This window comes from Sphingobium sp. Ant17, assembly GCF_000588875.1.
In the GTDB taxonomy this organism is placed as follows: domain Bacteria; phylum Pseudomonadota; class Alphaproteobacteria; order Sphingomonadales; family Sphingomonadaceae; genus Sphingobium.
In genome coordinates this window covers 18561-43326 of the sequence record NZ_JEMV01000003.1, presented here as the reverse complement: position 1 = coordinate 43326, position 24766 = coordinate 18561, and the positions used below count along the sequence as shown (strand labels likewise).

The following is a 24766-nucleotide window of genomic DNA, read 5'->3' as shown; positions in this document are numbered from 1 at the left end:
GCGACGGCGCTTTATTGCGCCGTCCACCCGCCATCGATGCTCATATTGGCGCCGGTGATGCTGGCTGCGGCGTCGCTGCACAGGAACAGCGCCATGGCCGCGACCTGATCCACGGTCACGAATTCCTTGGTCGGTTGGCCCGCCAGCAGCACGTCGTTGATGACCTGCTCGCGCGTCAAGCCCCGCGCCTTCATCGTGTCGGGGATCTGGTTTTCCACCAGCGGCGTCCAGACATAGCCCGGCGAAATGCAGTTGGCGGTGATACCGAATGTCGCGACTTCCAGCGCCACCGTTTTGGTGAAGCCAGCCAAACCATGCTTGGCGGTGACATAAGCGCTCTTGAACGGCGAAGCGGCCAGCGAATGGGCCGACGCCGTCTGGATGATGCGCCCCCATTTCTTCGACTTCATATAGGGCACGGCCAGCCGCGTCGTGTGGAAGGCGCTGGTCAGGTTGAGCGCGATGATCAGGTTCCACTTGTCGACCGGAAAATCCTCGACCGGCGCGACATGCTGGGTGCCCGCATTGTTGATCAGGATATCGACCCCGCCAAAGGCCTCAGCCGCCTGCGCCATCATCGCCTCGATCTCGTCGGGCTTGGTCAGGTCATGACCGCTATATTGCGCCTTGGCACCGCTCAGCGCTTCCAGCCCCAGCCGCTCTTTCTCGATCGCATCGGCATCGCCAAAGCCGTTGATCACGACATTCGCGCCTTCGCCCGCCAGTACCTTGGCATAGGCCAGGCCAATGCCCGACGTGGAACCGGTAATAAGGGCGGTCTTGCCTGACAGCGACTTGCTCATGCCTTTTTCTCCTTGAGATGATCGGGGGCGTCGAGATCGAAGGTCGAACTCTTGCCGTTCAGGATGTTGCGCGCGATCAGGTCGCCCTTGTGCATCACTTCTTCCACGGCATCGCGACCCTGCGCCCAATGGTCGAGCATGGTGGAGCGGGAAAATTCAAAGTCTTTCGCCCCGCTTTCCCAGTCGCGGGTGCGGTAGATGAGGTGGACGATGTTGACCGACCCGACATCGAGGATGTCGCGCAGCGTCTGCGCTTCCGGCTTGTCCTGAAGTTCGGGCGGCAGCTTGTCGAGCAACGCCTTGATCGCGCCATGCTCGCGCCGCAGCCGCAGATATTGATCGGTGACCTGGCGGGTACGGCTGGAAAATTGAATGTCCTTGGCCCGCGAATAGACATCGGTCATCTGGCGCGGCATCGGCCCTTCGGCCGGGAAGAGATCGACCTGGAACACCAGCATGTCGTCGGTCTGGTGGTTGAGCACATGGGCAAGCGGCGTGTTCGACACGATGCCCCCGTCCCAATACCAGCGCCCGTCGATTTCGATCGGCGGCAGGCCGGGCGGCAGCGCCCCCGACGCCATGATGTGCCGCGCATCGATTCGCGTATTGCCGCCGGGGCCGCGCGTATCCCAATAGGCAAAATTGCCGGTCTCGACATCGACCGCGCCGACCGACAGCCGCACCGGACCGTCATTGAGCAGATCCCAATTGACGCAGGCGTCCAGCGTGTCCTTAAGCGGCGCGCTGTCATAGAAGCTGATCGCCCCTGTCGTGCCTTCGGGCATCATCGTCGCGGGCCATAGGCGGGGGCGGAACATGCCCGGCACACCGAAACTGGCAACGGTGCTCGCGGCCATTAAATGCATGGCTTCGCGGATCTGGTCGATCTCGGGCAGGATGATGTTCGGCATGCCGCCCGACACTGTGTACCAGAATTTCTTGAGGCGGCTGATCCGCCGATGTGGCTCGTTGCCCGCGATGATGGCCGCGTTGATCGCGCCGATCGAAATCCCCGCGACCCAGGTGACGTCGACACCCAGTTCGTCGAGTCGCTCATAGACGCCGGACTGGAAGGAACCCAGCGCACCGCCGCCCTGCAGCAAGAGCGCGACTTCGCGGGGAAGGGGCAGCGGCGTGCGCGCACGGCGCAGCGGCTTGGGGTGGATGGGGGGATCACTGTCAGCCATGTCGCACTGCAATATAGGGTTTGGCGTTCGCAATCCAACGCATAGTGGCCGCTAAATTATTCTCTGCCTTGCAACCGCATGACCCTTGCGATGGTTTCCAGCCGTCAGGGAATCGCGTAGGCCGCGATGAATAGAGGGAGGGCATCATGCGGCTCGACGACGAACAGGAAAGCGGCAATTTCGAAGTGCAGGACGGCCGGGGCGGGGGCGGCGGCCTTGGCGGTGGCCTGGGCATGCTGCTGCCGTTGATTGGCAGCCGCTTTGGCTGTGGCGGCATTGCCGTGGTTTTGGTCATCATGGTGGTGATGGGCATGAACCCGCTCAGCCTGATCGGCGGCGGCGGCGGTGGCCAGTCGGTGCAGACGGAGCGCCCCGCGACGACCGAATTGACGGACATTCAGCGCACCTCGCTCAAGGTGCTGGGATCGACCGAACGCCGCTGGGCCGACATCTTCCAGGAAGAGGGGCAGCAATATCCGCCGCCGACCTTGGTCTTCTATACCCAGAATGGCCAGTCAGGCTGCGGCGCGGCGCAATCGGCGATGGGGCCATTTTACTGCCCAGCCGACCAGCGCATCTATATCGACACCGACTTCTTCAACGAAATGGAGAGCCGCTTCAGCGCGCCGGGAGACTTCCCGATCGGCTATATCATCGCGCATGAGGTCGGCCATCACATTCAGACCATCACCGGCACGGCCGACAAGGTCCGTACCGCGCAACGCCGGGCCAGCGAGGCGGAGGGCAATGCGCTACAGGTCAAGATGGAGTTGCAGGCCGACTGCTATGCCGGCGTCTGGGCCGCGCGCGATACCAATTTGATGGAAGCGGGCGATCTGGAAGAGGGCATGCGCGCAGCCGAAGCGATCGGCGATGATACGCTGCAAAAGGCGGCCGGGCGTCGCCCCGTGCCCGAAAGTTTCACCCATGGCAGCGGCGCGCAGCGCCAGGCGTGGCTGCGTAAGGGGTTGTCGACTGGCGATCCGGCGCAGTGCGACACGTTCGCCGGTGCGATCTGACGCTTACTCCGCGTTCGGCGATCCGGGCGGCGCGGAACCGGCCGAAAAGATCGGCCCGCTGGGTGCGGTGGGCATATTTCCACTGGGCACGATCAACGGCTGACCGGCGCCCGGAAGCGGCTGGCCGTAATTGGGCGTCGCCGCGACGGGTGGCGCTTGGGGCATGATGATGGGACGCGATGGCGGGATCGGCGTAGCTGGCGCTGGGTCCGCCGACGCCACGGCACTGGTCTCCGCAGTAGGCTGCGGCCTGGGCACCACCGCTTCCACGATCATGACCAGCAAAGGCGCGCCCAATACGGTGGCGATGGCAAAGTTGCGATAGAGCATGGAGCCGTCCCGAATCCCGACGATAATAGCTTCTGCTATTAGGGATAAGGGGTAAAGAAAATGCTGCTCAACCCGTCAGCGGGCCGCTTCAATGATGGTCAAGCTTCTGAAGCAGCGCCATCATATCGTCGGGCAGGCTCTCGCGCGGCGGGCTATACGTCTTGCGCAAGGCATTGCCGATCCCCTCATAAGGGGCGGGCAGCGCCACGGTCACGATCCGGCCTTTGTCGCCGTCTCCGCCCGTTGCCGATCGGCAAGCATATTTGCGCTGCATTTCCATAACTGTCTGAACGGTCGTCCGGCCAAAAAGTTGCTGGCATTCGTCGCATGGTCACGCGATAGCCCGCGCAAAGACGGGAGAGAGTGCGTGACGGACTGGCCGCAGATACAGGCACGGATACGGGGACATTCGCCCTTTTTGGTGCGGGTGCTGGATCGCCTGCCTGATTTGGCGGACTGTTTGGCGACCGGCGATTTCGACGCGGCGCTGGCCATGGCCCACGCGGCAGGCAGCCCCGATGATGGGGTGGCCCGATCGCTGCGGCGGCGGCGCAATGCCATTGCCCTGACCGTTGCAGCGGCCGACCTGGCAGGCGCGTGGGATCTGGATCGGGTCACCTGCACCCTGTCCGACTTCGCGGACAGGGCTTTGGAAGAGGCGCTGGCCGCCGCCATGCAGGAACGCTATCCCGACATGGCCCATCGCGGCTTCGCCGTGCTGGCGCTCGGCAAACATGGCAGCCGCGAACTCAATTATTCCTCCGATATCGACCCGATCCTGCTCTACGATCCGGCGACCCTGCCGCATCGCGATCGCGAGGATGTGGCCGACGCCGCCGTACGGATCGCGCGGCGGATGACCGAATTGCTGAGCGCGCCCGATGGCGACGGCTATGTCTTTCGCGTCGATCTGCGGCTGCGCCCATCGCCTGAAGCAACGCCGATCGCGCTGCCGGTGGAGGCGGCGATCGGCTATTATGAATCGATGGCGGTCGGCTGGGAACAGGCGGCTTTCATCCGTGCGCGTGCCGCGGCGGGCGACATGGAACTGGGCGACTATTTCCTGCGCCAGATCCGCCCCTTCGTGTGGCGGCGCAGCCTCGACTTCGGCGCGATCGACGCCATCGTCGACATCAGCCGCCGCATCCGCGACCATTATGCGCAGGGGCAGGCCTTTGGCCCCGGCTATGACTTGAAGCGCGGACGTGGCGGCATCCGCGAGGTCGAATTTTTCGCCCAGGTGCATCAGTTGATTCATGGCGGGCGCAACCCCGCGCTGCGGTCGGGCAATACGCGCGAGGCGCTCCGCGCACTGGCGGGCGCAGGCGTGATCGAACCCGACGTCGCCGCACGGCTTGATGCCGCTTATGTCCTGCTGCGCACCATCGAACATCGGCTGCAGATGGTCGAAGACCTCCAGACCCACGAACTGCACCAATCGGATGCCGCGCTCGACAATGTCGCACAGTTGCACGGCCTTGCCGATGGCCCCGCGCTGCTCGCCCTGCTGACACCGCATGTCGAATGGGTCGGCCGCAATTACGACCGGCTGACCCCGCAGACCGATGATACATCGCTCTCCCATGATGAAGACCGGCTGAAGGACCAACTGCTCGCCATGGGCTTTGTCGATGCCGACACGCCGCTTACCCGCATTGCCCGCTGGCGCGGCGGCACAATCCGCGCGCTGCGCAGCGGTCCTTCGCGTGAAGCGCTGGAAGCCCTGTTGCCCGGCCTGATGCGCGCCATCGCCAAGGCCCCCGACACCGCCCGTGCGCTCAACCGTCTCGACGACATGATCGCTCGACTGCCGAGCGCCATCAATTTCTTCAAGCTGCTCGCCGCCCGGCCCGCGCTGGTGGAACTGCTCGCCGAGATATTGAGCCATGCGCCGACGCTGGCAGACGCGCTGGCCCGCCGGGTCGAACTGATCGACGGGCTGATCGACGCCACCGCCTTCGATCCGCCGTCCTCGATTGAAGGGCTGACCGCCCAGCTTGGCGCGCTAGAGCCGGGCGAAGATTATCAGGCGCTGCTCGACCGCGTGCGCCAGCGGGTGGGCGATCGCCGCTTTGCGCTTGGGGTGCAGATCATCCGTGGTGGCGATCCGCTCGAAGCGGCGCGCGGCTATGGTCGCGTGGCCGCGGCTGCGATCGAGACATTGGCCAATGCCACCATCACCGAGTTCGAATCCGCCCATGGCCGGGTGCCGGGCGGCGAACTGGTCATATTGGCACTGGGCCGCATGGGCGGCGGCCTGCTGACCCACGCCTCCGACCTTGATCTCATCTATCTCTTCACCGGCGACTTTCAGACCGAGTCCGATGGTGCCCGGCCGCTCGGCGCGACGCTCTATTTCAATCGCCTCGCCCAGCGCGTCACCAACGCGCTGTCGGTCCATACCGCCTCCGGCCCGCTTTATGAAGTCGATACCCGGCTGCGGCCATCCGGTGCGCAGGGGTTGCTGGCGGTCAGCTTCGACAGCTTCGCCAAATATGAGCGCGAAGCTGCCTGGACCTGGGAGCATCTGGCGCTCACCCGCGCCCGGCCGGTGTTCGGATCGCCCGAAGCCCGCACCGCGCTGAACGCCATCCTCGCCGAAACATTGCACCGACCCCGCGACTTCGAGGAATTGGCGCGGCAGGCGGTACAGATGCGGCGGGACATCGCGACCCACAAGCCGCCCGCCAGCGACCTCGACGTCAAGCTGGTGCCCGGCGGCCTCGTCGATCTCGAATTTCTGATCCACGTCTCGCAATTCCGTCATGGCGCGGCGTTCGACCCGGATCTGGGCAAGGCGCTGGCGGACCTTGTCGCTGCCGGGCATCTGCCCGCCGATCTCATCGCCGCGCATGACCTCATCACCCGCTATCTCGTCGTCTCGCGTCTCGTCGCGCCCGGATCGACCGAACCGGCCGAAGCGACCCGCCCGCTCGTCGCGCGCGCCTGCGGGGCTGACCATTGGGACAGTCTGCTTGAAAGCTATGCCCATGCGCGGCAAAGCGTTGGACAGGCCTGGGCCGCGCTCGCCGCGCCCTATTCGGAGGACAAATGATGCTGGAATTGGGCGACGCCATCCCCACGGGGACGATCAAGGATGCCGATGGCGTGGACTTCACGCTGGCCCGCTATGCAGGCAAGCCGCTGGTCGTCTATTTCTATCCCAAGGCGGACACGCCGGGCTGCACCAATGAAGCGAAGGATTTCACCGCGCTCGCCGACGAATTTGCGGCGGCGGGCGTCCCGGTGATCGGCGTGTCGAAAGACAAGCCCGCCAAGCTGCGCAAATTCGCCGACAAATATGGCCTCTCGGTGATCCTGGCCTCCGACGAAGAAGGCAAGCTGTGCGAAGCTTCGGCACCTGGGTCGAAAAATCCATGTATGGCCGCTCCTATATGGGCATCGAGCGCGACACCTTCCTGTTCGACGCGGACGGCCGCCTGCAGCGTGTATGGCTCAAGGTGAAGGTCAAGGGGCACGCGCAGGAGGTGCTGGCGGCGGCGCAGGCGCTTTGAGCCTGCCAATCGGTGTCACCAGCGTGGGTGCCGCCTGTGCCCATGTCCTGCTGACCGCCGATCCCATCGCCAAGCTCATGGCCGCCCGCGCGACCGCGCGGGCGTGGCGGCTGGGGCATCTGACCCATGATTTCGATGTGCCCATGCCTGATCGGCCAGCGCGCCCGGCGACGCCTGAATTGCTGCCCCCGGCCCAGATGCCCCGGCGCGGCAAGATCGGCTCGGAACGCGCGCGGATCGCCATGATCCATGCGCTCGCCCATATCGAATTCGTCGCGATCGACTTGGCTTTCGACTTGATCGGCCGCTTTGGCGCTCAGTTTCCCGCTGCCTTCACGGACGAATGGATGCGCGTGGGCGCGGATGAAGCGATGCACTTCGCTTTGCTCGACCGGCGGTTGCGCCAGATGGGCAGCCATTATGGCGCGCTGCCCGCGCATGACGGGCTGTGGCAGGCGGCAACCGAAACGGCGGATGATGCGCTCGCTCGGCTCGCCATCGTGCCCATGGTGTTGGAGGCGCGCGCGCTCGACATCACGCCCGCGACGGTCACGCGGTTTGAAGACGCGGGCGACGAACCCACCGTCAAAATCCTGCGACGCATCATCGTTGATGAGATTCGCCACGTCCGCGCCGGGACGAACTGGTTTATTGAAGAGGCGAACCGACGGAACCTAAATCCACCGATTCATTACCAAATGCTGGTGAAACGCCATTTTCGGGGTAGCGTTAAGCCGCCGTTCAACGACTCGGCGCGTCGGCAGGCCGGTTTGACCCGCGATTTCTACGCCGCGCTTGCAACCTGACCGGCAATTTGCAGTCTATGTCTGGCGGGGGCGATCTAGGTCGCCAAGAAAAACACGGGAAGCGCCGACAGGCAATCAAGCCTGCGGTGACATAGTCGGGGTCGGCATGCTGTTTCTTCAATCGATCAATGCTGGTGCATCCAATTTGTTCCAGAGTGCAGCGAAAGCCGCGAAAATTTTTGGCAGCATCGCAATGGTCGGAACGCTCTGTGCGGCGATGCCCGCTCAGGCGACCGAAGATGACGATCCCTATGGCGAAGTGACCGAAGCGGTGGCGACCACGCCCGCCCCAGTCGATCTCGCCTTCTCGAACATCTTCTCCAGCCTGCAGCGCATGGACGGCACGCCCAAGGCGACCGCTTACATCCCATCGGGCCGCCCGGTCGAAAAGCTCTCGCTGACCTCCAACTACGGCACCCGCTCTGATCCGTTCAACGGCCGCGCCCGCATGCACAAGGGCATCGACATTCCCGGCCCCGTCGGCACCCCCATTTATGCGACTGCCGATGGCATCGTCAGCCGTTCGGGCTGGGCCAGCGGCTACGGCAACCTCGTCCAGATCTCGCATGGTGGTGGCATGGAAACGCGCTACGGCCATATGTCGAAGCTGGTCGTTGCGGCCAACAGCTACGTGAAGCGTGGTCAGGTCATCGGCCTGATGGGCTCCACGGGCCGTTCCACCGGCAGCCATCTTCACTATGAAGTCCGCGTCGATGGCGCGGCGATCAACCCCATCCCCTTCGTCGCCGGCCCCGACTATCTGGTCGCCGCCAACACCCGGCCCCCGGTCGCCATGGGTGGCCCGACCAAGGCGCAGGAAAAAGCAGCGGATTGATCCTTCCTTTTTCGACTTTCGCAAAGCCCCGGTGCCCCATGGGTTGCCGGGGCTTTTGCATGTGCCTATCTAGAGTGCATGACCGACATTGATCTCACGCCTTCTGCCGCTGCGCGCGTCGCCGCGATTGCTGCCAAACAGGGCAAGCCCGCGATCCTGCGGCTGGCCGTGGAGGGGGGCGGCTGTTCGGGCTTCCAATATCGCTTCGGCCTTGCCGAACAGATCGACGCCGAGGATGTATCGGTGGAGCGCGACGGCGTGACGCTGGTGGTCGACGATGTCAGCCTTGACCTAGTGCGCGGATCCGCGGTGGATTTCGTCTCGGACTTGGGCGGCGCGGCCTTCAAGGTGACCAATCCCAACGCGACCGCCGGTTGCGGCTGCGGCACCAGCTTCTCGGTCTGATAGCCAAGCGCCGTTCCAGTCATTAGGGACGGGGACGAGGAGAATCGTCCATGCGTATCGCCACCTTCAACATCAACGGCATCAAGGCGCGTCTGCCGCGCCTGCTGGAATGGCTGGACGAAACACGGCCCGACATCGCCTGCCTGCAGGAGATCAAGACCTCGGACGAGACCTTCCCGGTCAAGGATATCGAGGATGCCGGCTATGGCGTGATCTGGCACGGGCAAAAGGGCTTTAACGGCGTCGCCATCCTTGCGCGCGGCGAAACCCCGGTTGAGGTCCGGCGCGGCCTCGACGGTGAGCCGGAGGATGAGCATAGCCGCTATTTGGAAGCCGATGTGAAGGGTGTGCGCGTCGCTAGCATTTACCTTCCCAACGGCAATCCGCAGCCCGGTCCCAAATTCGACTATAAACTTCGCTGGATGCAGCGCTTGCGCACCCGCGCGGCCGAAATCTGGGCGGAAGAAGTGCCCGCGATCCTCGCAGGCGACTACAATGTCATCCCCCGCGACGATGACACCTATTCCGTCAAGGCGATGGCCAGCGACGCGCTGATGCAGCCCGAAAGCCGCGCCGCCTATCGCCGCATGCTGGCCGATGGCTGGACCGACGCGCTGCGCAGCCGCCACCCTGCGGGCGGCGTATGGACCTTCTGGGATTATCAGATGAACAGCTGGCCACGCGACGCAGGCTTCCGCATCGACCATCTCCTGCTCAGTCCCGCCGCCGCCGACCGCCTGATCGACGCGCAGGTAGATCGAGACTTTCGCGGCCGGGAAAAAGCCAGCGACCACGCCCCAACCTGGGTGGAGTTACGCGAGGCCTGAAACGCGCAGGTCTGTTTTCCTATTCCCCTCCCGCTTGCGGGAGGGGGAACAGAGTCCTAAGCCGCCAACCGCAAAAACGGCACCGGCTGGGTCGAACGCAGCACGATCGGCTTGCCCTCGGACGCTTCGAACAATTCGCCGTCCAGGATGACGCTGCTATGATTGCCCTCGATGCGGATGGTGTCGCCCTGTTCCAGGTGGATGCCCTGCATCTGGCTCTTGCCCACGCGCTTGAAGATGCTGGCCCACATCAGCCGCAGCAGCGCTGGCAGGTTCTGGTCCACGGCCATCAGTTTCATGTTGCCGCGCCGACTGTCGCCCGGTTGTACGCCCAGCAATAGCCGTTCGAGCGTGGTCACGATCAGCACGGCATAGCGCCCGACCAACTGGCCATCGCGGATCAGCGAGATGCTGACCGGCTTGCTCGATGGCGGCAGAAAACGCGCGCTGATGCCGAACAAGAGCGACACCAGCACCGCCATCGCGGTGATGAAGTGGCTCAGGCCATTGGAAAGGCCGAGCGGATAAATCTGGTTCCGGCAATAGAGCATATAATCAGCCAGCCCCGCGCCGCCCAGGAACATGCCCAGCACCGGGCGACTGTCCGCATGACCATCCGACAAAGCGATGAGTTCGCGCGCGACGACATGGTCGGTGACCCCGGCCTTGGCGATCGCCACGATCCGCTCCAGCGCCTTGATCGGGTCGCCATGGATGCCAAGGTCCAGCGCGATGAGGTTGGTCTTGCCATTGGGCAGCACCGCGATCGGTGGCACTCGGCCCTTGAAATGCGCGCCCTGATAGAGTTCGGTCAGCGACGCCTGCACCGTCCCGTCGCCGCCATTGATGACGATCACGACCGGATCGACGCGGGCGATCGTCTGGAACGCCCTGCCGATCTGTTCGACATGTTCCACCTCATAGTGGAAGATGTCGGGGTTGCTCGCGCAATAGCTGCGCACACGCGGAAGCGACTGCCGGTTGCCCGTGGATTTCGGATTGGACAGGAGGGCGACGCAAACCATGGCTTTGGGGTCACATATATTTGAGGGTGATCGTGATTTTCGTCACGCCGGGTCCGGCATAGAAAGCGGCCTTTTCAACGCCTGGCTTGCCCAGGTTGAAGATGTTGATCGAAGGATTGTTGGAAAATCCGCCGCCGTCGCTGGAAATGTCGGTCTTGCCATTGCCGTTGCGGTCGTGCCGCACGGCAATGCCATATTTGCCCGGCTGCGGCACCGGCAGGCAGAAGCGCATCGCACCATTGGCGGGGCGCACCGCCGTGTCGATACGGTGCAGCCATTGGCCCTTGTTCAGCCAGGCCGCTTTGGTGCCGGGATAGGATTGGATGCGGACCTTGCCCGTCGCAGCGGTAAAACCACGCACGTCGACCAACACTGCAGGCCCGCTGGCGCTTGCCGCGCACCGGTCCAGATCATTGGCAATTTCCTGGCCATGGGCGAATGCCGGCACCGCAACGACCAGCGCTGCTCCCGACATTAGACCCATTGCAACTTTTATCATGACCATCAGACTCCTGGAAGCTATAGCCACCGGCATGGACCGGACGGCGAGCCCCTGTTCGCCCCGCAACTCTACTCCGCTCGATATGGGTGGGGTTTGCGGCCAAATCATGGTGATGGGACGACGACTTAGAGAATGCTGACCGCCACCGACCGTTATCTCGCCCGCCTGATCGCGGTGCCCATGCTGGGTACGCTCGTGATCGCCGCGATGCTGCTTGTCCTCGACAAGATGCTCAGCCTGTTCGATTTCGTCGCGGCGGAAGGGGGGCCGGTCAGTGTCGTGTGGCGCATGCTCGCCAATATGCTGCCGGAATATCTCTCGCTCGGCATCCCGATCGGGCTGATGCTGGGCATATTATTGGCGTTTCGCAAACTGGCCATGTCGTCCGAGCTGGACGTGATGCGCGGCGTCGGTCTGTCCTATGGTCGCTTGCTGCGCGTACCCTATATGTATGCGATCGCGCTCGCGCTGCTCAATTTCGGCATTGTCGGCTGGGTCCAGCCCCTGTCGCGCCACGCCTATGAGGCGCTGCGGTTCGAATTGCGGTCGGGTGCGCTGGGCGCGTCGATCAAGGTTGGCGAGTTTACGAATCTCGGCAAGCGGATGACGATGCGGATCGAACGCAGCCTGGACGAGGGGCGCAATCTCCAGGGCATTTTCGTCCGGGCAACCAGTCGCGACGGGCAATCGGTGGCGGTAACGGCGGCGCAGGGCATGTTCCTGGCCACCGACGATCCCGATGTGATCATCTTCCGCTTGCGCAACGGCGTGCTGGTGAATGACGCGCCCAAATATAAGACGCCACGCATTCTGTCCTTTTCCAGCCATGATTTGCCGATCGATCTGCCCCAGATCGAAAATTTCCGGGGCCGCGACGTGGATCGGGAAAAGACCATCCCCGAACTGGTGGTGATCGGCCGAAGCGGGGCGACGCCCGACAAGCTACGTGATGAAGTGCGCGCCAATTTCCATTTCCGCATGGTCGAGGTGGCAATGATGTTGCTGCTGCCGCTCGCGGCCCTGGCTTTCGCCATTCCGCCCAAACGATCGACATCGGCCCTTGGCGTCTTCCTTTCGATCGTCTTCATCGTGACCTATCATAAGATCAACGAATATGGCGAAGGCATCGGTGCGCTCGGCAAGATCGACCCGATCATTGCGCTTTGGGGACCGTTCCTGCTGGTGTCGGGCCTCATCTTCTGGATGTATCATGTGGTCGCCCATCGGCCCGGCGGGCAACCGATCGGCGCGCTGGAATTCGCCTTTGCCAAATTGGGCAAGCAGGTAACGCGACTGTTGCGGCTGGGCCGCAAGCGGCGCTCTGCCGAGACTGTGGAAGGAGCGGCCTGAGGCCATGCAATTTAATTTCTTCCCGTCGACGCCGATCACCCTGTACATGGCGCGCCTGTTCCTGACACGGACCCTTGCCGTGCTCGCGCTTCTGGTGGTGGTGCTCCAGTCGCTAGACCTGCTCGGCAATTCGAGCGACGTGCTGGCCTATCCCGGCAATGGCAATGCGCAACTGTGGCATTATGTCGGCCTGCGAACGCCGCAGATCATCGCGCGCTTTCTGCCCTTCTCGGTGTTGTTGGGTACGCTGGTGATGCTGGCCACGCTCAACCAGAATAGCGAAATCATCTCGATGAAGGCGGCGGGGCTGTCCGCGCATCAGATATTGGCGCCGTTGATCGCCGCGGCCTTGGGCGTCTCGCTGATCAGCTATGTCTTCAACGAACGGGTGGTGGCGCGATCGACTGCATCGCTTAGTGCCTGGGAAGCGGTGGATTACGGACCGATCCCGCCCGACAGCGGGGTCAAAAGCAATCCCTGGGTTCGTGACGGCAACAATCTTGTCAACGCAGCCATCGTGGCAGGGCGCGGTACAGAGGTCCAACTGCGCCAGGTCCGGATCTATAATCGCATAAACAATAGTTTGACGACGATCGTGGAAGCTCCGCGCGGCCGTTATGACGCAGCAAGCAGCAGTTGGTTGCTGGAGGACGCCCGTCAGTTTGATGTGGCACGTGGCACGGTGCGCAACGTCGGCACCGTGCGCTTTGGCCGGGACATCCGACCCGACCAGTTCACCCTGGCCAAGGTCGACCCCAATGCGCTCACCTTTGCGCAGCTCAAGGCGGCGATTTCCGACCTGCATGATGCCGGGCGGCCGACGGCGGAGCTGGAGGCGAGCCTGTGGCACAAATTGTCGGGGCCGCTTTCCGCCCTGCTCATGCCAATTCTCGGCTCGGTGGCGGCCTTTGGCCTGGCCCGGTCGGGGCAATTATTCGTGCGCGCTGTCATCGGGATGGCGCTGGGTTTTGCCTATTTCGTCGCCGACAATTTCTCGCTGGCGATGGGCAGCCTGGGTGCTATCCACCCTTCCTCGCCGCCTGGGCACCCTTCTTGCTGTTCCTGCTGCTCGGTGAAACGGTGCTGTTCAGGACCGAGGAATAGCCTAACGCGCGCCCATCGTGCTGCGGGCGATCTTGCCCACCAGCGGGACCATCCCCGGATAATTGCCGCGATGATAGGGCGACCCTGCGTCCAGCGTCGCGATCAGCCGGGCATGCGCCTGACCCAGCGCATGATAGGGGACGCTCGGCAACAGATGGTGGAGCGCGTGATAGCGCAGGCCCACGGGTGCCCACAGCTCGGGCAAGGCACCGGGCGGCGGCACGTTGACCGAATCGAGATATTGAGCGGTCACCGTCATCGGATCGCCTTCATTCTCCCACAGATGCGCGACCAAGGTGCGCAACTGGTTGATCACGGTCATCGCCGAATGGATCGCCATATAGACGAGCAACGGCTTCCAGCCGAAGAGGAACACGCTACCCACCAGCGCCAGCGCGAACAGGCAGGCACCCGCCTCCTGCCACGCCCACATGCGCGCAAATGCGCCCTCCGGCGCGCGGCGGCGATAGGCGGGATTGATCGATAGGGCCGACAGTTCCGCCACGACCTTGCGACGCAAGGGCGGCAGGATGAGGCTGAGCGGCGTCAGAAGCCCGAAACGCAGGATCAGGCCGACAGGCGCAAGCGAAGCAACCAGAATGAACAGCGGCAGCGACCAGGGTTTCATCAGCGCCAGCGGCAGATATTCGGGGTCTTCCGCCGTGCCGTACCGGGTGCGGGCATGATGCTGGGTATGCACGCCTTCATAGAGGAAGGACGGGATCATCAGCGGAATGCCGACGATCAGGTTCCAACCGAAGCGAAAGCCCGGCAGCGCGCCCTTGCGGATATGGGTAAGCTCATGAATGAAGCTGGCCGCTCGATAAAGCGCCAGCATCGCGACAACGCCACAGGCGACGGCAATCGCCACATTCTCCGTCACGATTGCGCCCACCATAGCGACCCAGCCGATCACCGCCGAACCCAGCATATCGGGCCAGTAAATGCGCGGATTGGCGACCGAATAGTCGCGCGTCAGTTCCGCTGCAGCCCGCAACATGGCGGTATCGTCGGGAATGGCTGCCCGCGCGCGCTGAGCGGCGGCCAATATGGGATCATGCACTGTCATACTTGCCGTCCTACACTCCAAATGCGCTGATATCGTGGCAGCACCATGACATCGCCGTTCTGATACGCCGCCATCCCGCGCCCGTGATTGACATTGCGCAAACAAGGGGCGAACTGCGTCCCATTCTCATCATCAAGGCGGCAACCGTGGCGCAATCCGATCTGGTCATCACTCCTGTCTCCGGCAAGGCCGATCTCAAGGCTTTTATCGACCTGCCTTGGTCCCTCTATGCCGACGATCCCCATTGGGTGCCCCCGCTCAAGGCGGAAGTGAAAGCGTTGCTGACGCCGGGCGAGAATCCCTTTTTCGACCATGCCGAGGCGCAATATTTCCTGGCGCGCCGCGGCAACAGCGTGGTCGGCCGCATTTCGGCGCATTTCGATCGTCTGGCGCTGGCCCAACCGGCCGAGCAAGGCATGGGGCCGGGAACCGGCAATTTCGGCCTGTTCGAAGCGACTGATACCGACGTCGGCGCGGCGCTGATCGCGGCGGCGGAAGACTGGTTACGCGGCAAGGGCATGACCCGCGTGCTGGGGCCGATTTCGCTGTCCATATGGGAGGAGCCGGGGCTGCTGATCCAGGGGCATGATCATCCCCCAACGGTCATGATGGGGCATAACAGCCGGGCCTATCAGGCGATGATCGAAAGCACAGGATATGTCCCGGCCAAGCAGCTGCTGTGCTATGAACTGGATATCACCCATCAATTCCCGCCGCTCATCCAGCGGATTGTCGCATCGGGGCATAAAAATCCGCGCATCAGTATCCGCAAGGTCGATAAATCGAAATTCGACGCCGAAGCCGCGATCATCCTTGGCATCTTGAACGAGGCTTGGGGCAAGAATTGGGGGTTCGTGCCGATCACCGATGCGGAGATCGCCCATATTGGCAAGAAGCTGAAGCCCATCGTGTTCGAAGATCTGATCATGATCGCTGAACTGGATGGCGAGCCGGTGGCTTTCATGATCACACTACCAGACCTCAACGAAGCGCTGGGGCCGCTCAACGGATCACTCCTTCCCTTTGGCTGGGCGCGACTGCTGTGGTGGCTGCGCAAGCCCAAGGTCCGCACCATGCGCGTGCCGCTGATGGGCGTGGTGCAGCGGTTGCAGGCCTCACGCATTGCCAGCCAATTGGCTTTCATGATGATCGAACATATCCGGCTGGACGCCGTGGCGCATTATGGATCGACGCGGGGCGAGATCGGCTGGGTGCTGGACGATAATCAGGGGATGAACGCGATTGCGGAGGCGATCAACAGCACGGTCAACAAAGTCTATCAGATTTACGAAAAACCGCTCTGATCAATCCTCGGCCGGCACCGCGACCTCGATCGCGCCCGCCGCGACGCGGGCCGTGAAGGGCGTGCGGGCCAGCACTTCACCATCGATCGATATACGCTGGCTAGGACGGGTCGTGATCTTGAACGATTTGCCGTGATATTCCTGCGTGTGCGAATCGCGATCGCGCAGTTTGAAGAATTTGGCATACCAGTCCCAGGCGAGCCGGGCATGGCTGCGGCCGACGACCGCCTGGATCACGATCTCGCCGGTATCGACATCGGCATGATCGGACAGTTCGACGCCGCCATGAAAGGGGCCATTAAGAATGCGCACTTCGGTGGACCAGAGCCGATGCTCCTTCTTCCCATCGTCGATGACCAGGCGAAAGGCGCGGAAGCCGACCGAGCATTTGATGGCCCAGATCAGATAGCCGATGCGGCCAAGATAGCGTTTGAGTTTATGCGGAACCGTCTTGCCAATCATGGGCGACAGACCCAGCGACGCCGCATTGACGAAATAATCCCGGTCGATCATGCCCAGATCGACCCGTCGTCGGCGGCCATGGGCAATCACTTGCACTGCGCCGTCCAGATCGAGCGGCAGGCCTAACGTGCGGGCAAAGCTATTCGCGGTGCCGAGCGGCAGCACGGCAAAGACGCAATCCTTGCCCACCAATTCGTCGACTGTGCCTGACATCGACCCATCGCCACCACCTACGATCACCATCGGCGCGCCGTCGGCAACGGCTTGGCGGACCGTGGCATCCATCTGGGTCGGATCCTCGACCGCGTGGGCGGCGACCAATCGAACGCCTGCGTCTTCCAGCTTTTGCTTCGCTTCTGCGAAAAGGTCTTGGCCCCTGCGGCTATGCGCATTGACGACCAGCGCCGCCTCGCGAGGGAGGGGGCGCAGAAGGGGGCGGGCGGGCGCTGTCATTTCCATGGCACAACAACACGGTAAGAGGGTATTTGGGTCCGGTGGAAACCATCTGCTTGCACTTCGTTACCCTTTAATGGCCCGCATCGCACATCTCTCCGACATTCACTTTGGCGCGAACGATCCCAGGATCGTCGACGCCGCCACCGCCTGGCTGGAGGAACGACGGCCCGACCTCGTCATCATCAGCGGGGATTTTACCCAGCGCGCGCGGGTTCAGCAGTTCCGCGCGGCGTCGGCTTGGCTCAACCGTTTGCGCGCGGCGGGGCTCAAATTGCTGGTGGTGCCCGGCAATCATGACGTGCCGCTTTATGATGTGGTGCGGCGATTCATAGCACCGCTCGATCGCTACAAACGCTATATCAGCCACGATCTTTGTCCCTTTTATGAAGATGCGGAGGTCGCCATTCTGGGCATCAACACGGCGCGGTCGCTCACGATCAAGGACGGTCGGATCAATCACGGCCAGATGGAAATGCTGCGCCAGCAATTCGCGTCGGTAGCGCCAGACAAGACCCGCATTCTGGTCACACATCACCCCCTATTTGCCATGCCTATCGGCCGGGGTGGCGAACTGAGCGAGGCGGTGGGCCAGCATGAGGATGCAATCCAGGCGGCGTGCGAGGCGGGTGTACATATCGCGCTCGCGGGCCATTTCCACCAGACCTATGCCGAATCGGCGGCAAAGATGGTGGAGCAGTCAGGCGGCGCGCTGGTGATCCAGGCTGGCACGGCAACTTCCACCCGACTTCGGAATGATGAGCCGCAAAGCTTCAACTGGCTGCATGTCCACCGCAATAATGAAGTCGAATTGCAGGTGATCGTCTGGGACGGCACGAGCTTCCAGCGCGCAAGCCATGTCGCCTATCATCAGGCGGGCGACAGCTGGACCGGGCAAGCAGTCGATGATCCAGCAACGGTGGGCGCAATCGCCTAAGTTTATGGGGACTGCTTTTGTCGGGCAGCGCGATCGGTTAGGAGGCCGCGCATGAGCGTTCGCAACCGAAATCCACGCTAATATGGCGATCGTTAGAAGCCTGTGCGGCCAGTGCAGCATGGGATGCGGTGTGCGAGCAATGACCGGGGCGCAGCGCGACCTGCGGATTGAGGGCGACAAGGCCCATCCTGCCAATGCCGGGCGGCTGTGTGAAGGCGCAGATGCATTGACGGCGATGGCAGAGCTGGACGGACGGCTGCTGCACCCACTGATCGAAGGCAGACAGGCGAGCTGGGACAAGGCCATAGCGCAGGTTGCGCGACGTCTGGCCGCTGTGCAGGCGCGTCATGGACCAGGCAGCGTCGCACTGCATGTCGGCGGTGGCTTGCTGACCGAGGATTATTATGTCGCCAACAAGCTGATGAAGGGCTTCCTCGGATCAGCCCATATCCATGCGCCGTGGCGCGGTGCTATCGGCGGAGTGCAGCGCGCTGCCTATGGCGAAGATGTCATGCCCGCCGCGCTGGAGGATATCGACCGCGCTGACATAATCCTGATCGTCGATCCGGCGTCCTTGCTGGGACATCCGCTGTTGCTGGAACGGGTGCGCGATGCCCGTGCGACGCGGGGCACGCGGTTGGTGATGCTGGGCGCGGACGAGGGGATCGAGGCCGATTTGCAACTGCCAGTGCGCGGGGGGAGCGTGGCGCGATTGCTGGCGGGGTGGTTGCTGCATATCATCGACAGTGGGCTGATCGACACAGATTTCGTCGCGGCGCATGTAACCCTGCCGGATCGGTTTCGGGAGCGGTTGGCACCAGGCCATGATCTATGGTCGGTGGCGCGGGCCTGTGGAATCGAGCCGGGTGAGGTGCGGGACTTCTATGACGCGATGGGACCGGTCGATCGACTGGTGACTATGTTCGGGGAGACCGCGGGCGCAGATGTTGCGGCGGCCGCGATCAACGTGCATCTGCTCACGGGGCGGATCGGGCGACCGGGTGCCAGCCCCTTTGCCCTACCTTCGGGGTCAAATGGCATGGGCGCGCGCGAAGTGAGTTGCCACGTCGATGAACTGGCTGCGCATGGCGATTTCGCCGAACCAATGCGGGCCAGTGTCGCGCGTTTCTGGGGCGCGCGGCAATTGGCCGAACGACCGGGGCTGGAGGACGACGCGCTGCTTGATGCCATGCGCGACGGGCATGTGCGGGCGCTATGGAGTATCGGCGCGGATGATGGGGCAGCCGACTGGCTGCGCGCGGCGCGGGCGGTGGTGCCGCTGTCGATCCGATCGACGGACCGCGTCGAGGAAGCCGAGGAGGACTGGACCATATTGCTGCCCTCGGCCGCCTGGATCGAAAAGGACGGCACGGTGACGGGGCTCGATCGACTGGTCAGCCGCCAGCGGCGCGTGTTCGACCTGCCCGGAGAGGCGCGGCCCGACTGGTGGATGCTCACGCGCGTGGCGCAGGCGATGGGCTGGGGCGATGCCTTCCATTATGAACAGCCCGCCGATATCTACCGTGAACATGGGCGGCTGACCGCCTATCGCAATGATTGCAGGCGGCTGCTCAACCTGCGCCGCCATGCGCCGATTTCCAACCCGGCCTATGCCGAACTGACGCCATGGCGCTGGGGCGAGGTGCCGTTCGATGGCGGGCGCTTCGCCACGTCCGATGGCCGGGCGCGGCTGTTGCCGATCGCGGGTCAGGCGGAGGCGGCGATCCCCTGAAGATGCGCCAGCAGCGCGTCGCCATTGGCCGCCCAGGTGAAGCGCAGCGCGGCTTCGCGTACCTTTTCGGGCGAAGGCGGATCATCGAGGATGGCGCGGATGGCCCCCGCTATGGCTTGCGGATCGCGATCGACGATCTGCCCGGCTTCGGGCCGGTCGAGCAATTCGCGTGCGCCGCCCACATCGCTGATGATGATCGGCGTGCCGCAGGCAAGCGCCTCGACCCAGGCGTTGGCGAGGCCTTCGGAAGCGGAGGGGAGTGCCATCACGTCAGCAGCCGCGAAGATCCGCGGCAGTTTGTGATGCGGCACGGAGCCCAGGAAACCGACGCGGCGTTCGACGCCCAATTCCAACGCCAGGTTTTCGAGCGTCCGCCGATATTGGCCCTGACCCGCGAGCAGCAGCGTGACGTCGGGCAGCGCAGGCAGCGCCCGGACGAGCAGTTCCTGCCCCTTGCGCGGGATCAACGCACCGACGCACAGCACCACCGGCCCGCTGAAATCCAGCGCTTCTTTCGCCGCCGCGCGATCGGACAGCTCGAATGTGTCGAGATCGACCCCGGTATAATGGACCTGGATCTTGTCCGCATCCATACCCATCCGCGCCATCGACCGGCGCATTGCGTCGGATACGGCGAGCAGGCCGGCGGCATGGTCGCCCGCCTCGCGCACCATCTTGCGCGTGCTGCGCTGCGTCCCCCAATAATGGATGTCGGCACCGCGCGCCTTGATCGAATAGGGAATGCCGAGCGCCTTGGACAGCCGCTGCGCCACCGGGCCATCGGGGAAGAAGAAGCTGGCATCGATCACATCGAACGGGGTTTGCGCATGCAGGCGGCGAACCAGCGGCAGGATCGCGCGCGTCATGGTGATGACGTTGGTGCGTCCCCCGAATTTGGGGATGATCGGAAAGGTCGGGCGATAGACGGTCAGTTCGCGCCAGCGTTCCTTGCGCGGCAGCGCGCGCAGCGGGGCGTAACGGGCACTGAGCGAGAGCGGCCATGGCGGCAGGCCGACCGGCGCCACCACCGTGACATTGGCCTCCGCGCGGCTGGCCAGTTCGCGCGCCTGCCGTTCCACGAACACACCGAAATTGGGGCGGCTGATATCGGGAAAGAGAGTCGATAGCGTAAGGACGTTAAGCGTCATGGTCTTGTCTTTCGCGGATCAGCCTTTGCCATCGGGTTAAGAGGCGCGTTTGCCTTTGGCTAGAGCCGCCGGACGAGTTGCACCGCGACTGCGGCCCATGGCGGATCGGTCAACACCAATTGCCGCGCGCCTGATCCCAATGGCAGCAGTTGCAGCCGGTCGCCCTCCCGCCCGATCAGGCGGCCGAACAGGAAGCGCCCGGCAGGGCGGGGGAAGAGGATGTCGCGGTTAAGTGCGCTGGCAAATTCTTCGGGTCCGATGCAGCGGCACCAGATCGCATCGCCGCTGCGATAATCGCCGATGCTGGCGCTGACATGGACCCCCACCATGCCGTCGCTGGGCGCGGGCGAGGGGAAGGCGAGCGGCCGGGTCGGCGCGCGCACACCATCGGGGCCGAGCAGCGCGGCGACCGGCACTTCGGCTTGCCCTGGCAGCGCGACCAGTTCGGACGTGGTGACGCCCAGCGCCAGCGCGATGCGGTTGAGCCATTTGACCGATACGGTGCGCGTGCCGGTTTCCAGTCGCCCGATCGTCTGGGCCGTGGTCGGCGGATCGCACAGCGCGCCGACCTGTTCGAGCGTCAGCCCCTGCGCCTTGCGGACTTCGCGGATGCGGGTGATCATCCCATGCCTCTATAATAACCTATTTGGTTTTCTCTTTCCTACAAATGATCCTCCATGGCAAGGGCTGCATTTGCGATTCTTGTCAGCAGGAGGTGGTGATGGCCGCGACGCATATCGAACAGACGATCGAAGACCCCGATGGCCGGGCGCAGCGGGTGATGGTCAATCTCGGCGAATCGCCGCTCGCCTGGCTGCATGCGCGCGGGCACGTCAGCGAGCGTCAATATCTAGCGGGAGAGAGGCTGCGCGGCGACTGGGAGAAAGCGGGTCTCGGCGCGCGGGTAACGATGTGCTGGGACGCCGCCCCGCGCGAGGGCGGGCGGCGTGGACCGGCGCGAACGCCTGACCCGACCGGCGCGCAGCTATCGGCGCGCGAACGGTTCGACAGCGCGATCACGGCCGCCGGGCCTGGCCTCGCCGACATATTATGGCGTGTAGTCTGTGCAGGCGAAGGCCTCGTCGCCGCCGAAAAAGCGCTGGGCTGGCCAAGCCGCGCCGGCAAGCTGGTGCTGACCCTCGCCCTGGAGCGCGTGGCGGACTGGTATCGGGTGGCTTAAGCCATCATCCCCGCGCCCAGCAACAGGAGCAGCTTGACGTCCATCGCATAGCCCTGCGCGCGCCATGCCGCGACCTGGTCGGGCAGGGTGGTAAGGGGAATGCGGTGAACGATGATGTCTTCGCCCTCCACGCCGCCGCCTTCGCCGGTCTTCTCCAGATCATGCGCGCGAAACAGGGTGAAGCTCTCCGACACCATGCCGGGTGAGCTGAAAAACTGGCCGAGCGAAGTGAGCCGGGCAGGGCGGTAGCCCGTCTCTTCCTCCAACTCCCGCGCGGCGGCGATGCTGGGGTCTTCGCCCGCCGCCTCGTCGCCGACCAGGCCTGCGGGCAGTTCGATGCAGCGCCGCCCCAAGGGCACGCGATATTGATCGACCAGCAGAATATGGCCGTCATCGATGGCCAGGATCACGGCGGCCTGGATGCCCCGCGCTCGGCCGACATATTCCCATTTGCCCCGCTTTTTGGCGGTGATGAAGCGGCCTTGCCACATCAGTTCTTCGGGCGCGTCGCGATCCGGGTCGGTCATAATTCGATCAGCCTGTCGGGCAATTCGTTGATATCATCCTGCGCGCGCGGGAAATGCGTCGCCAATATCGCGCCGACCTGTCGCACTTCGGCCGCCAGCCCCTCGCCGGGGCGACCGTCGCGGATCGCCTCGATCAGCGCCGCCATCGCCTCGCCCCAGGCTTCGGGCGCGACCTTGTCGTTGATGGCGCGGTCCGCCACCAATTCGGCGCGATGTTCGTCGAGCGAGAGATAGAGGAGAACGCCGGTGCGGCCATGGGTGCGCGCCTCGACCGCCGATCGAAACAGCAGGATGGCGCGGCGACGTACCCGGCGCGCCTTGGTGGCGCGCGGCGTAGCCAATATCCTGAGCGCCGGGATTGCCAGCAGATAACGGATGACCAGGAAATTGAGTAACAGGTCGCCCAACAGCACGGTCAGCAATTTCCAGTCGGCGACCTCATGATCCCAGTCGCGCAACAGCATGGCGGACAGATCGCGCAGATGGTCGGGGAAAGTCGCAAACCAACCCAGCGTCAGGAACACCGCCGCCACGGCCCAGATCAGGCCGACATCATGATAGGCGTCCGATCGGCGCGCGACGATCGTGACGATTTCCCCCGACGTTTGCGCTTCGGCTTCCGCTACGGCAGCCGAGACGAGTTCATGGTCTGCCTGTGTGAGATTAAGCTGCATCACCAACCCCCCGACGCGCCGCCGCCGCCAAAGCTGCCGCCGCCCGAAAAGCCGCCCCCCCCGCCAAATCCGCCGCCGCCACCCCAACTAGAACCGCCGCCCGATCCCCAGCCGGACCCACCAGCGCCCGGTCCCCACAGGATGATCGGCATGCTGCTACCGCCCCGGCGGTAGCGCTTCCCGCCGCCACCGCCACTGCCGCGCGACATAAGCCGCATGGCGATGAAGAGGATGATGAACGCAATCGGCCACAAGCCCAATATCGCGCTGCCGCCACGATCGGCTGAGCGCGCTTCGGTTTCTGCGGCCGCAGCACGGGCCTTGGCTTCTTCGGGTGGCAGGGCGAGCAACGTGGTAATCTGATCCACGCCCGCCGCGATGCCACCTGGCATGTCGCCCGCCTTGAAGCGCGGTGTTATCGCATTACGGATGATCTGCGAGGAAAGCGCGTCGGTCAGTATGCCTTCCAGGCCATAGCCGACCTCGATCCGCACCTTGCGATCATTGGGCGCAATGATCAGCAACGCGCCATTGCTTTCCTTGTCGCCAATGCCCCACGCCCGGCCGAGCCGATAGCCATAGTCGGCAATGTCATAGCCTTGCAGATCGGGGATGGTCGCGACCACCAGCGATCGCCCGCTGGCCTGCTTCTGCGCGATCAGCGTCTGGCTGAGCGCCTGTTCCTGCGCCGGATCGAGCAGGTTGGCCGCATCGACCACGCCCTTGTCATCGAACTTCGGAAAATCCTGCGCCCACGCCGTCGAGGCGAGGACGAGGAGAAGTAGGAGAAATACGCCGGAGACTGCGGTGCGGAGTAGGTCTGTCGAGCCTCTTCTCCAACGAAGGGAAGGGGCATTCGACAGGCTCAGGCCGAACGGAAAGGAGAGCATGGTTCCGATGCTCAACTACCGAAATCGACCGTCGGGGCTTCTTCCGCGCCGGGGGTGGTGGCCTGGAACGGGGTCATGGGCTTGGCACCGTGGATGATCTTGGCTCCGATCGCATCGGGGAAGGTGCGGATGCGGGTATTATAGGCCTGCACCGCGCCATTATAATCGCGGATGGCGACGGCGATGCGGTTCTCGGTGCCTTCCAACTGCGACTGCAGCTGGAGGAAATTCTCGTTCGCCTTAAGGTCGGGATAGGCTTCGACCGAGGCGAGCAGGCGGCCCAGCCCCTGGCTCAACTGCGCTTGCGCGGCCTGGAACTGCGCGACCTTGGCGGGATCGGACAGGTCTTCGGCATTGACCTGTACCGATGTCGCCTTCGCACGGGCCTCGGTCACCCGGACCAGCGTATCCTGCTCCTGCTTGCCCGCCGCCTTGACCGTCGCGACGAGATTGCCGACCATGTTGGAACGACGCTGATATTGCGCCTGGACATCGGCCCACTTGGCCTTCGCCTCCTCTTCGGCAGTCGGGACGCTGTTGATGCCGCAAGCGGACAGGGCAAACGCTCCGAAGAGCGGCAACAGAAATGCGGAGAAGCGGCGCAGGCGCGTCATAGGACATCCTTGGCGATTGTTTCGATGCTGGAAATAGGGCGTTGAACTGATCGGCGCAACGGGCCATG

Annotated in this window: 25 protein-coding genes and 2 pseudogenes; 13 read left to right on the top strand and 14 right to left on the bottom strand. The window is 63.8% G+C overall.

The genetic code is table 11. The features are described 5' to 3' along the window. Nucleotides 1–11: 11 nt before the first annotated feature. On the bottom strand, nucleotides 12–803 hold the full coding sequence (locus BF95_RS02570; protein ID WP_043149157.1) for a 3-hydroxybutyrate dehydrogenase: 792 nt from the start codon (nucleotides 801–803) through the stop codon (nucleotides 12–14). Beyond that, nucleotides 800–1990, bottom strand: coding sequence for a DUF3734 domain-containing protein (locus BF95_RS02565; RefSeq protein ID WP_043149154.1), 1191 nt, complete (start codon nucleotides 1988–1990; stop codon nucleotides 800–802). Before BF95_RS02565 ends, BF95_RS02570 begins: the two co-directional genes overlap by 4 nt. A gap of 146 nt (nucleotides 1991–2136) precedes the next feature. On the opposite strand from BF95_RS02565, the gene ypfJ reads away from it, so the two are divergent. Further along, entirely contained in the window at nucleotides 2137–3009 is an 873-nt protein-coding gene (ypfJ, locus tag BF95_RS02560; protein WP_043149153.1) for a KPN_02809 family neutral zinc metallopeptidase, read from the top strand. Nucleotides 3010–3012: 3 nt separating this feature from the next. Here the strand turns inward: ypfJ and BF95_RS02555 are convergent, their stop codons facing one another. Together BF95_RS02555 and BF95_RS02550 are read right to left on the bottom strand one after the other, a co-directional pair. After that, the gene (locus BF95_RS02555; protein ID WP_043149151.1) at nucleotides 3013–3339 is read right to left on the bottom strand and encodes a hypothetical protein; all 327 of its coding nucleotides are present in this window, start codon (nucleotides 3337–3339) and stop codon (nucleotides 3013–3015) included. Nucleotides 3340–3427: 88 nt separating this feature from the next. Next, nucleotides 3428–3613, bottom strand: a complete 186-nt coding sequence (locus tag BF95_RS02550) for a hypothetical protein (protein WP_327195396.1) — start codon at nucleotides 3611–3613, stop codon at nucleotides 3428–3430. 93 nt (nucleotides 3614–3706) lie between these two features. Between BF95_RS02550 and BF95_RS02545 the strand changes: the two genes are divergently transcribed. The 6 genes and pseudogenes from BF95_RS02545 to xth all read left to right on the top strand — a co-directional run bounded on the left by BF95_RS02545 (nucleotide 3707) and on the right by xth (nucleotide 9727). After that, nucleotides 3707–6394, top strand: coding sequence for a bifunctional [glutamine synthetase] adenylyltransferase/[glutamine synthetase]-adenylyl-L-tyrosine phosphorylase (locus BF95_RS02545; protein ID WP_043149147.1), 2688 nt, complete (start codon nucleotides 3707–3709; stop codon nucleotides 6392–6394). After that, nucleotides 6394–6854: pseudogene (bcp, locus tag BF95_RS02540) on the top strand (thioredoxin-dependent thiol peroxidase). The gene BF95_RS02545 and the pseudogene bcp overlap by 1 nt, the downstream one beginning before the upstream one ends. Further along, entirely contained in the window at nucleotides 6851–7660 is an 810-nt protein-coding gene (locus BF95_RS02535; RefSeq protein WP_043149145.1) for a ferritin-like domain-containing protein, read from the top strand. The pseudogene bcp and the gene BF95_RS02535 overlap by 4 nt, the downstream one beginning before the upstream one ends. Before the next feature lie 106 nt (nucleotides 7661–7766). Further along, nucleotides 7767–8495 (top strand): M23 family metallopeptidase, encoded by a 729-nt coding sequence (locus tag BF95_RS02530; protein WP_081764012.1) that lies wholly within the window; start codon nucleotides 7767–7769, stop codon nucleotides 8493–8495. Between the two features lie 78 nt (nucleotides 8496–8573). Then, nucleotides 8574–8900 (top strand): iron-sulfur cluster insertion protein ErpA, encoded by a 327-nt coding sequence (erpA, locus tag BF95_RS02525; RefSeq protein ID WP_043149143.1) that lies wholly within the window; start codon nucleotides 8574–8576, stop codon nucleotides 8898–8900. A 50-nt stretch (nucleotides 8901–8950) separates the two neighbouring features. Next, nucleotides 8951–9727, top strand: coding sequence for an exodeoxyribonuclease III (gene xth / locus BF95_RS02520; protein WP_043149142.1), 777 nt, complete (start codon nucleotides 8951–8953; stop codon nucleotides 9725–9727). Between the two features lie 56 nt (nucleotides 9728–9783). On the opposite strand, the gene BF95_RS02515 is transcribed toward xth, so the two are convergent. Both BF95_RS02515 and BF95_RS02510 read right to left on the bottom strand, forming a co-directional pair. Beyond that, entirely contained in the window at nucleotides 9784–10752 is a 969-nt protein-coding gene (locus BF95_RS02515; RefSeq protein ID WP_043149141.1) for a diacylglycerol/lipid kinase family protein, read from the bottom strand. Nucleotides 10753–10762: 10 nt separating this feature from the next. Next, nucleotides 10763–11257, bottom strand: coding sequence for a DUF2141 domain-containing protein (locus BF95_RS02510; protein ID WP_043149140.1), 495 nt, complete (start codon nucleotides 11255–11257; stop codon nucleotides 10763–10765). A 129-nt stretch (nucleotides 11258–11386) separates the two neighbouring features. Here BF95_RS02510 and lptF point away from each other — a divergent pair, with 129 nt between their 5' ends. Further along, the gene (lptF, locus tag BF95_RS02505; protein WP_043149139.1) at nucleotides 11387–12604 is read left to right on the top strand and encodes an LPS export ABC transporter permease LptF; all 1218 of its coding nucleotides are present in this window, start codon (nucleotides 11387–11389) and stop codon (nucleotides 12602–12604) included. A 4-nt stretch (nucleotides 12605–12608) separates the two neighbouring features. Beyond that, nucleotides 12609–13708, top strand: a pseudogene (gene lptG, locus BF95_RS26050) (LPS export ABC transporter permease LptG). A gap of 1 nt (nucleotide 13709) precedes the next feature. Here the strand turns inward: lptG and BF95_RS02495 are convergent. After that, the gene (locus BF95_RS02495) at nucleotides 13710–14777 is read right to left on the bottom strand and encodes a fatty acid desaturase family protein (protein WP_043149136.1); all 1068 of its coding nucleotides are present in this window, start codon (nucleotides 14775–14777) and stop codon (nucleotides 13710–13712) included. A gap of 146 nt (nucleotides 14778–14923) precedes the next feature. Here BF95_RS02495 and BF95_RS02490 point away from each other — a divergent pair, with 146 nt between their 5' ends. Beyond that, a complete protein-coding gene (locus BF95_RS02490) occupies nucleotides 14924–16081 on the top strand; it encodes a GNAT family N-acetyltransferase (RefSeq protein WP_043149264.1) in 1158 nt (385 codons plus the stop codon). On the opposite strand, the gene BF95_RS02485 is transcribed toward BF95_RS02490, so the two are convergent. Next, nucleotides 16082–17002: a diacylglycerol/lipid kinase family protein gene (locus BF95_RS02485; protein ID WP_081764011.1), complete on the bottom strand. Its 921-nt coding sequence runs from the start codon at nucleotides 17000–17002 to the stop codon at nucleotides 16082–16084. A gap of 70 nt (nucleotides 17003–17072) precedes the next feature. Between BF95_RS02485 and BF95_RS02480 the strand changes: the two genes are divergently transcribed. Both BF95_RS02480 and BF95_RS02475 read left to right on the top strand, forming a co-directional pair. Further along, nucleotides 17073–17933, top strand: coding sequence for a metallophosphoesterase family protein (locus BF95_RS02480; RefSeq protein ID WP_043149131.1), 861 nt, complete (start codon nucleotides 17073–17075; stop codon nucleotides 17931–17933). An 82-nt stretch (nucleotides 17934–18015) separates the two neighbouring features. Next, nucleotides 18016–19665, top strand: a complete 1650-nt coding sequence (locus tag BF95_RS02475) for a molybdopterin oxidoreductase family protein (RefSeq protein ID WP_043149129.1) — start codon at nucleotides 18016–18018, stop codon at nucleotides 19663–19665. On the opposite strand, the gene BF95_RS02470 is transcribed toward BF95_RS02475, so the two are convergent. After that, a complete protein-coding gene (locus BF95_RS02470) occupies nucleotides 19641–20813 on the bottom strand; it encodes a glycosyltransferase (RefSeq protein ID WP_043149126.1) in 1173 nt (390 codons plus the stop codon). The genes BF95_RS02475 and BF95_RS02470 overlap by 25 nt on opposite strands. 59 nt (nucleotides 20814–20872) lie before the next feature. Beyond that, nucleotides 20873–21436: a helix-turn-helix domain-containing protein gene (locus tag BF95_RS02465; protein ID WP_043149125.1), complete on the bottom strand. Its 564-nt coding sequence runs from the start codon at nucleotides 21434–21436 to the stop codon at nucleotides 20873–20875. A gap of 98 nt (nucleotides 21437–21534) precedes the next feature. Here BF95_RS02465 and BF95_RS02460 point away from each other — a divergent pair, with 98 nt between their 5' ends. Next, the gene (locus BF95_RS02460; RefSeq protein ID WP_043149262.1) at nucleotides 21535–21993 is read left to right on the top strand and encodes a DUF6456 domain-containing protein; all 459 of its coding nucleotides are present in this window, start codon (nucleotides 21535–21537) and stop codon (nucleotides 21991–21993) included. On the opposite strand, the gene BF95_RS02455 is transcribed toward BF95_RS02460, so the two are convergent. From BF95_RS02455 to BF95_RS02440, 4 genes are read right to left on the bottom strand one after another with little or no spacing between them, the layout of a single operon-like run. Then, nucleotides 21990–22520, bottom strand: coding sequence for an NUDIX hydrolase (locus BF95_RS02455; RefSeq protein ID WP_043149124.1), 531 nt, complete (start codon nucleotides 22518–22520; stop codon nucleotides 21990–21992). The two genes, BF95_RS02460 and BF95_RS02455, sit on opposite strands and share 4 nt — an antisense overlap. Further along, nucleotides 22517–23194 (bottom strand): TPM domain-containing protein, encoded by a 678-nt coding sequence (locus tag BF95_RS02450; protein WP_043149123.1) that lies wholly within the window; start codon nucleotides 23192–23194, stop codon nucleotides 22517–22519. Before BF95_RS02450 ends, BF95_RS02455 begins: the two co-directional genes overlap by 4 nt. Continuing rightward, nucleotides 23194–24099 carry a TPM domain-containing protein gene (locus BF95_RS02445; RefSeq protein ID WP_235209525.1) on the bottom strand — a complete coding sequence of 302 codons (906 nt, stop codon included), beginning with the start codon at nucleotides 24097–24099 and terminating at the stop codon, nucleotides 23194–23196. The genes BF95_RS02450 and BF95_RS02445 overlap by 1 nt, the downstream gene beginning before the upstream one ends. Then, on the bottom strand, nucleotides 24096–24698 hold the full coding sequence (locus BF95_RS02440) for a LemA family protein (protein ID WP_043149122.1): 603 nt from the start codon (nucleotides 24696–24698) through the stop codon (nucleotides 24096–24098). Before BF95_RS02440 ends, BF95_RS02445 begins: the two co-directional genes overlap by 4 nt. Nucleotides 24699–24766 lie beyond the last annotated feature (68 nt).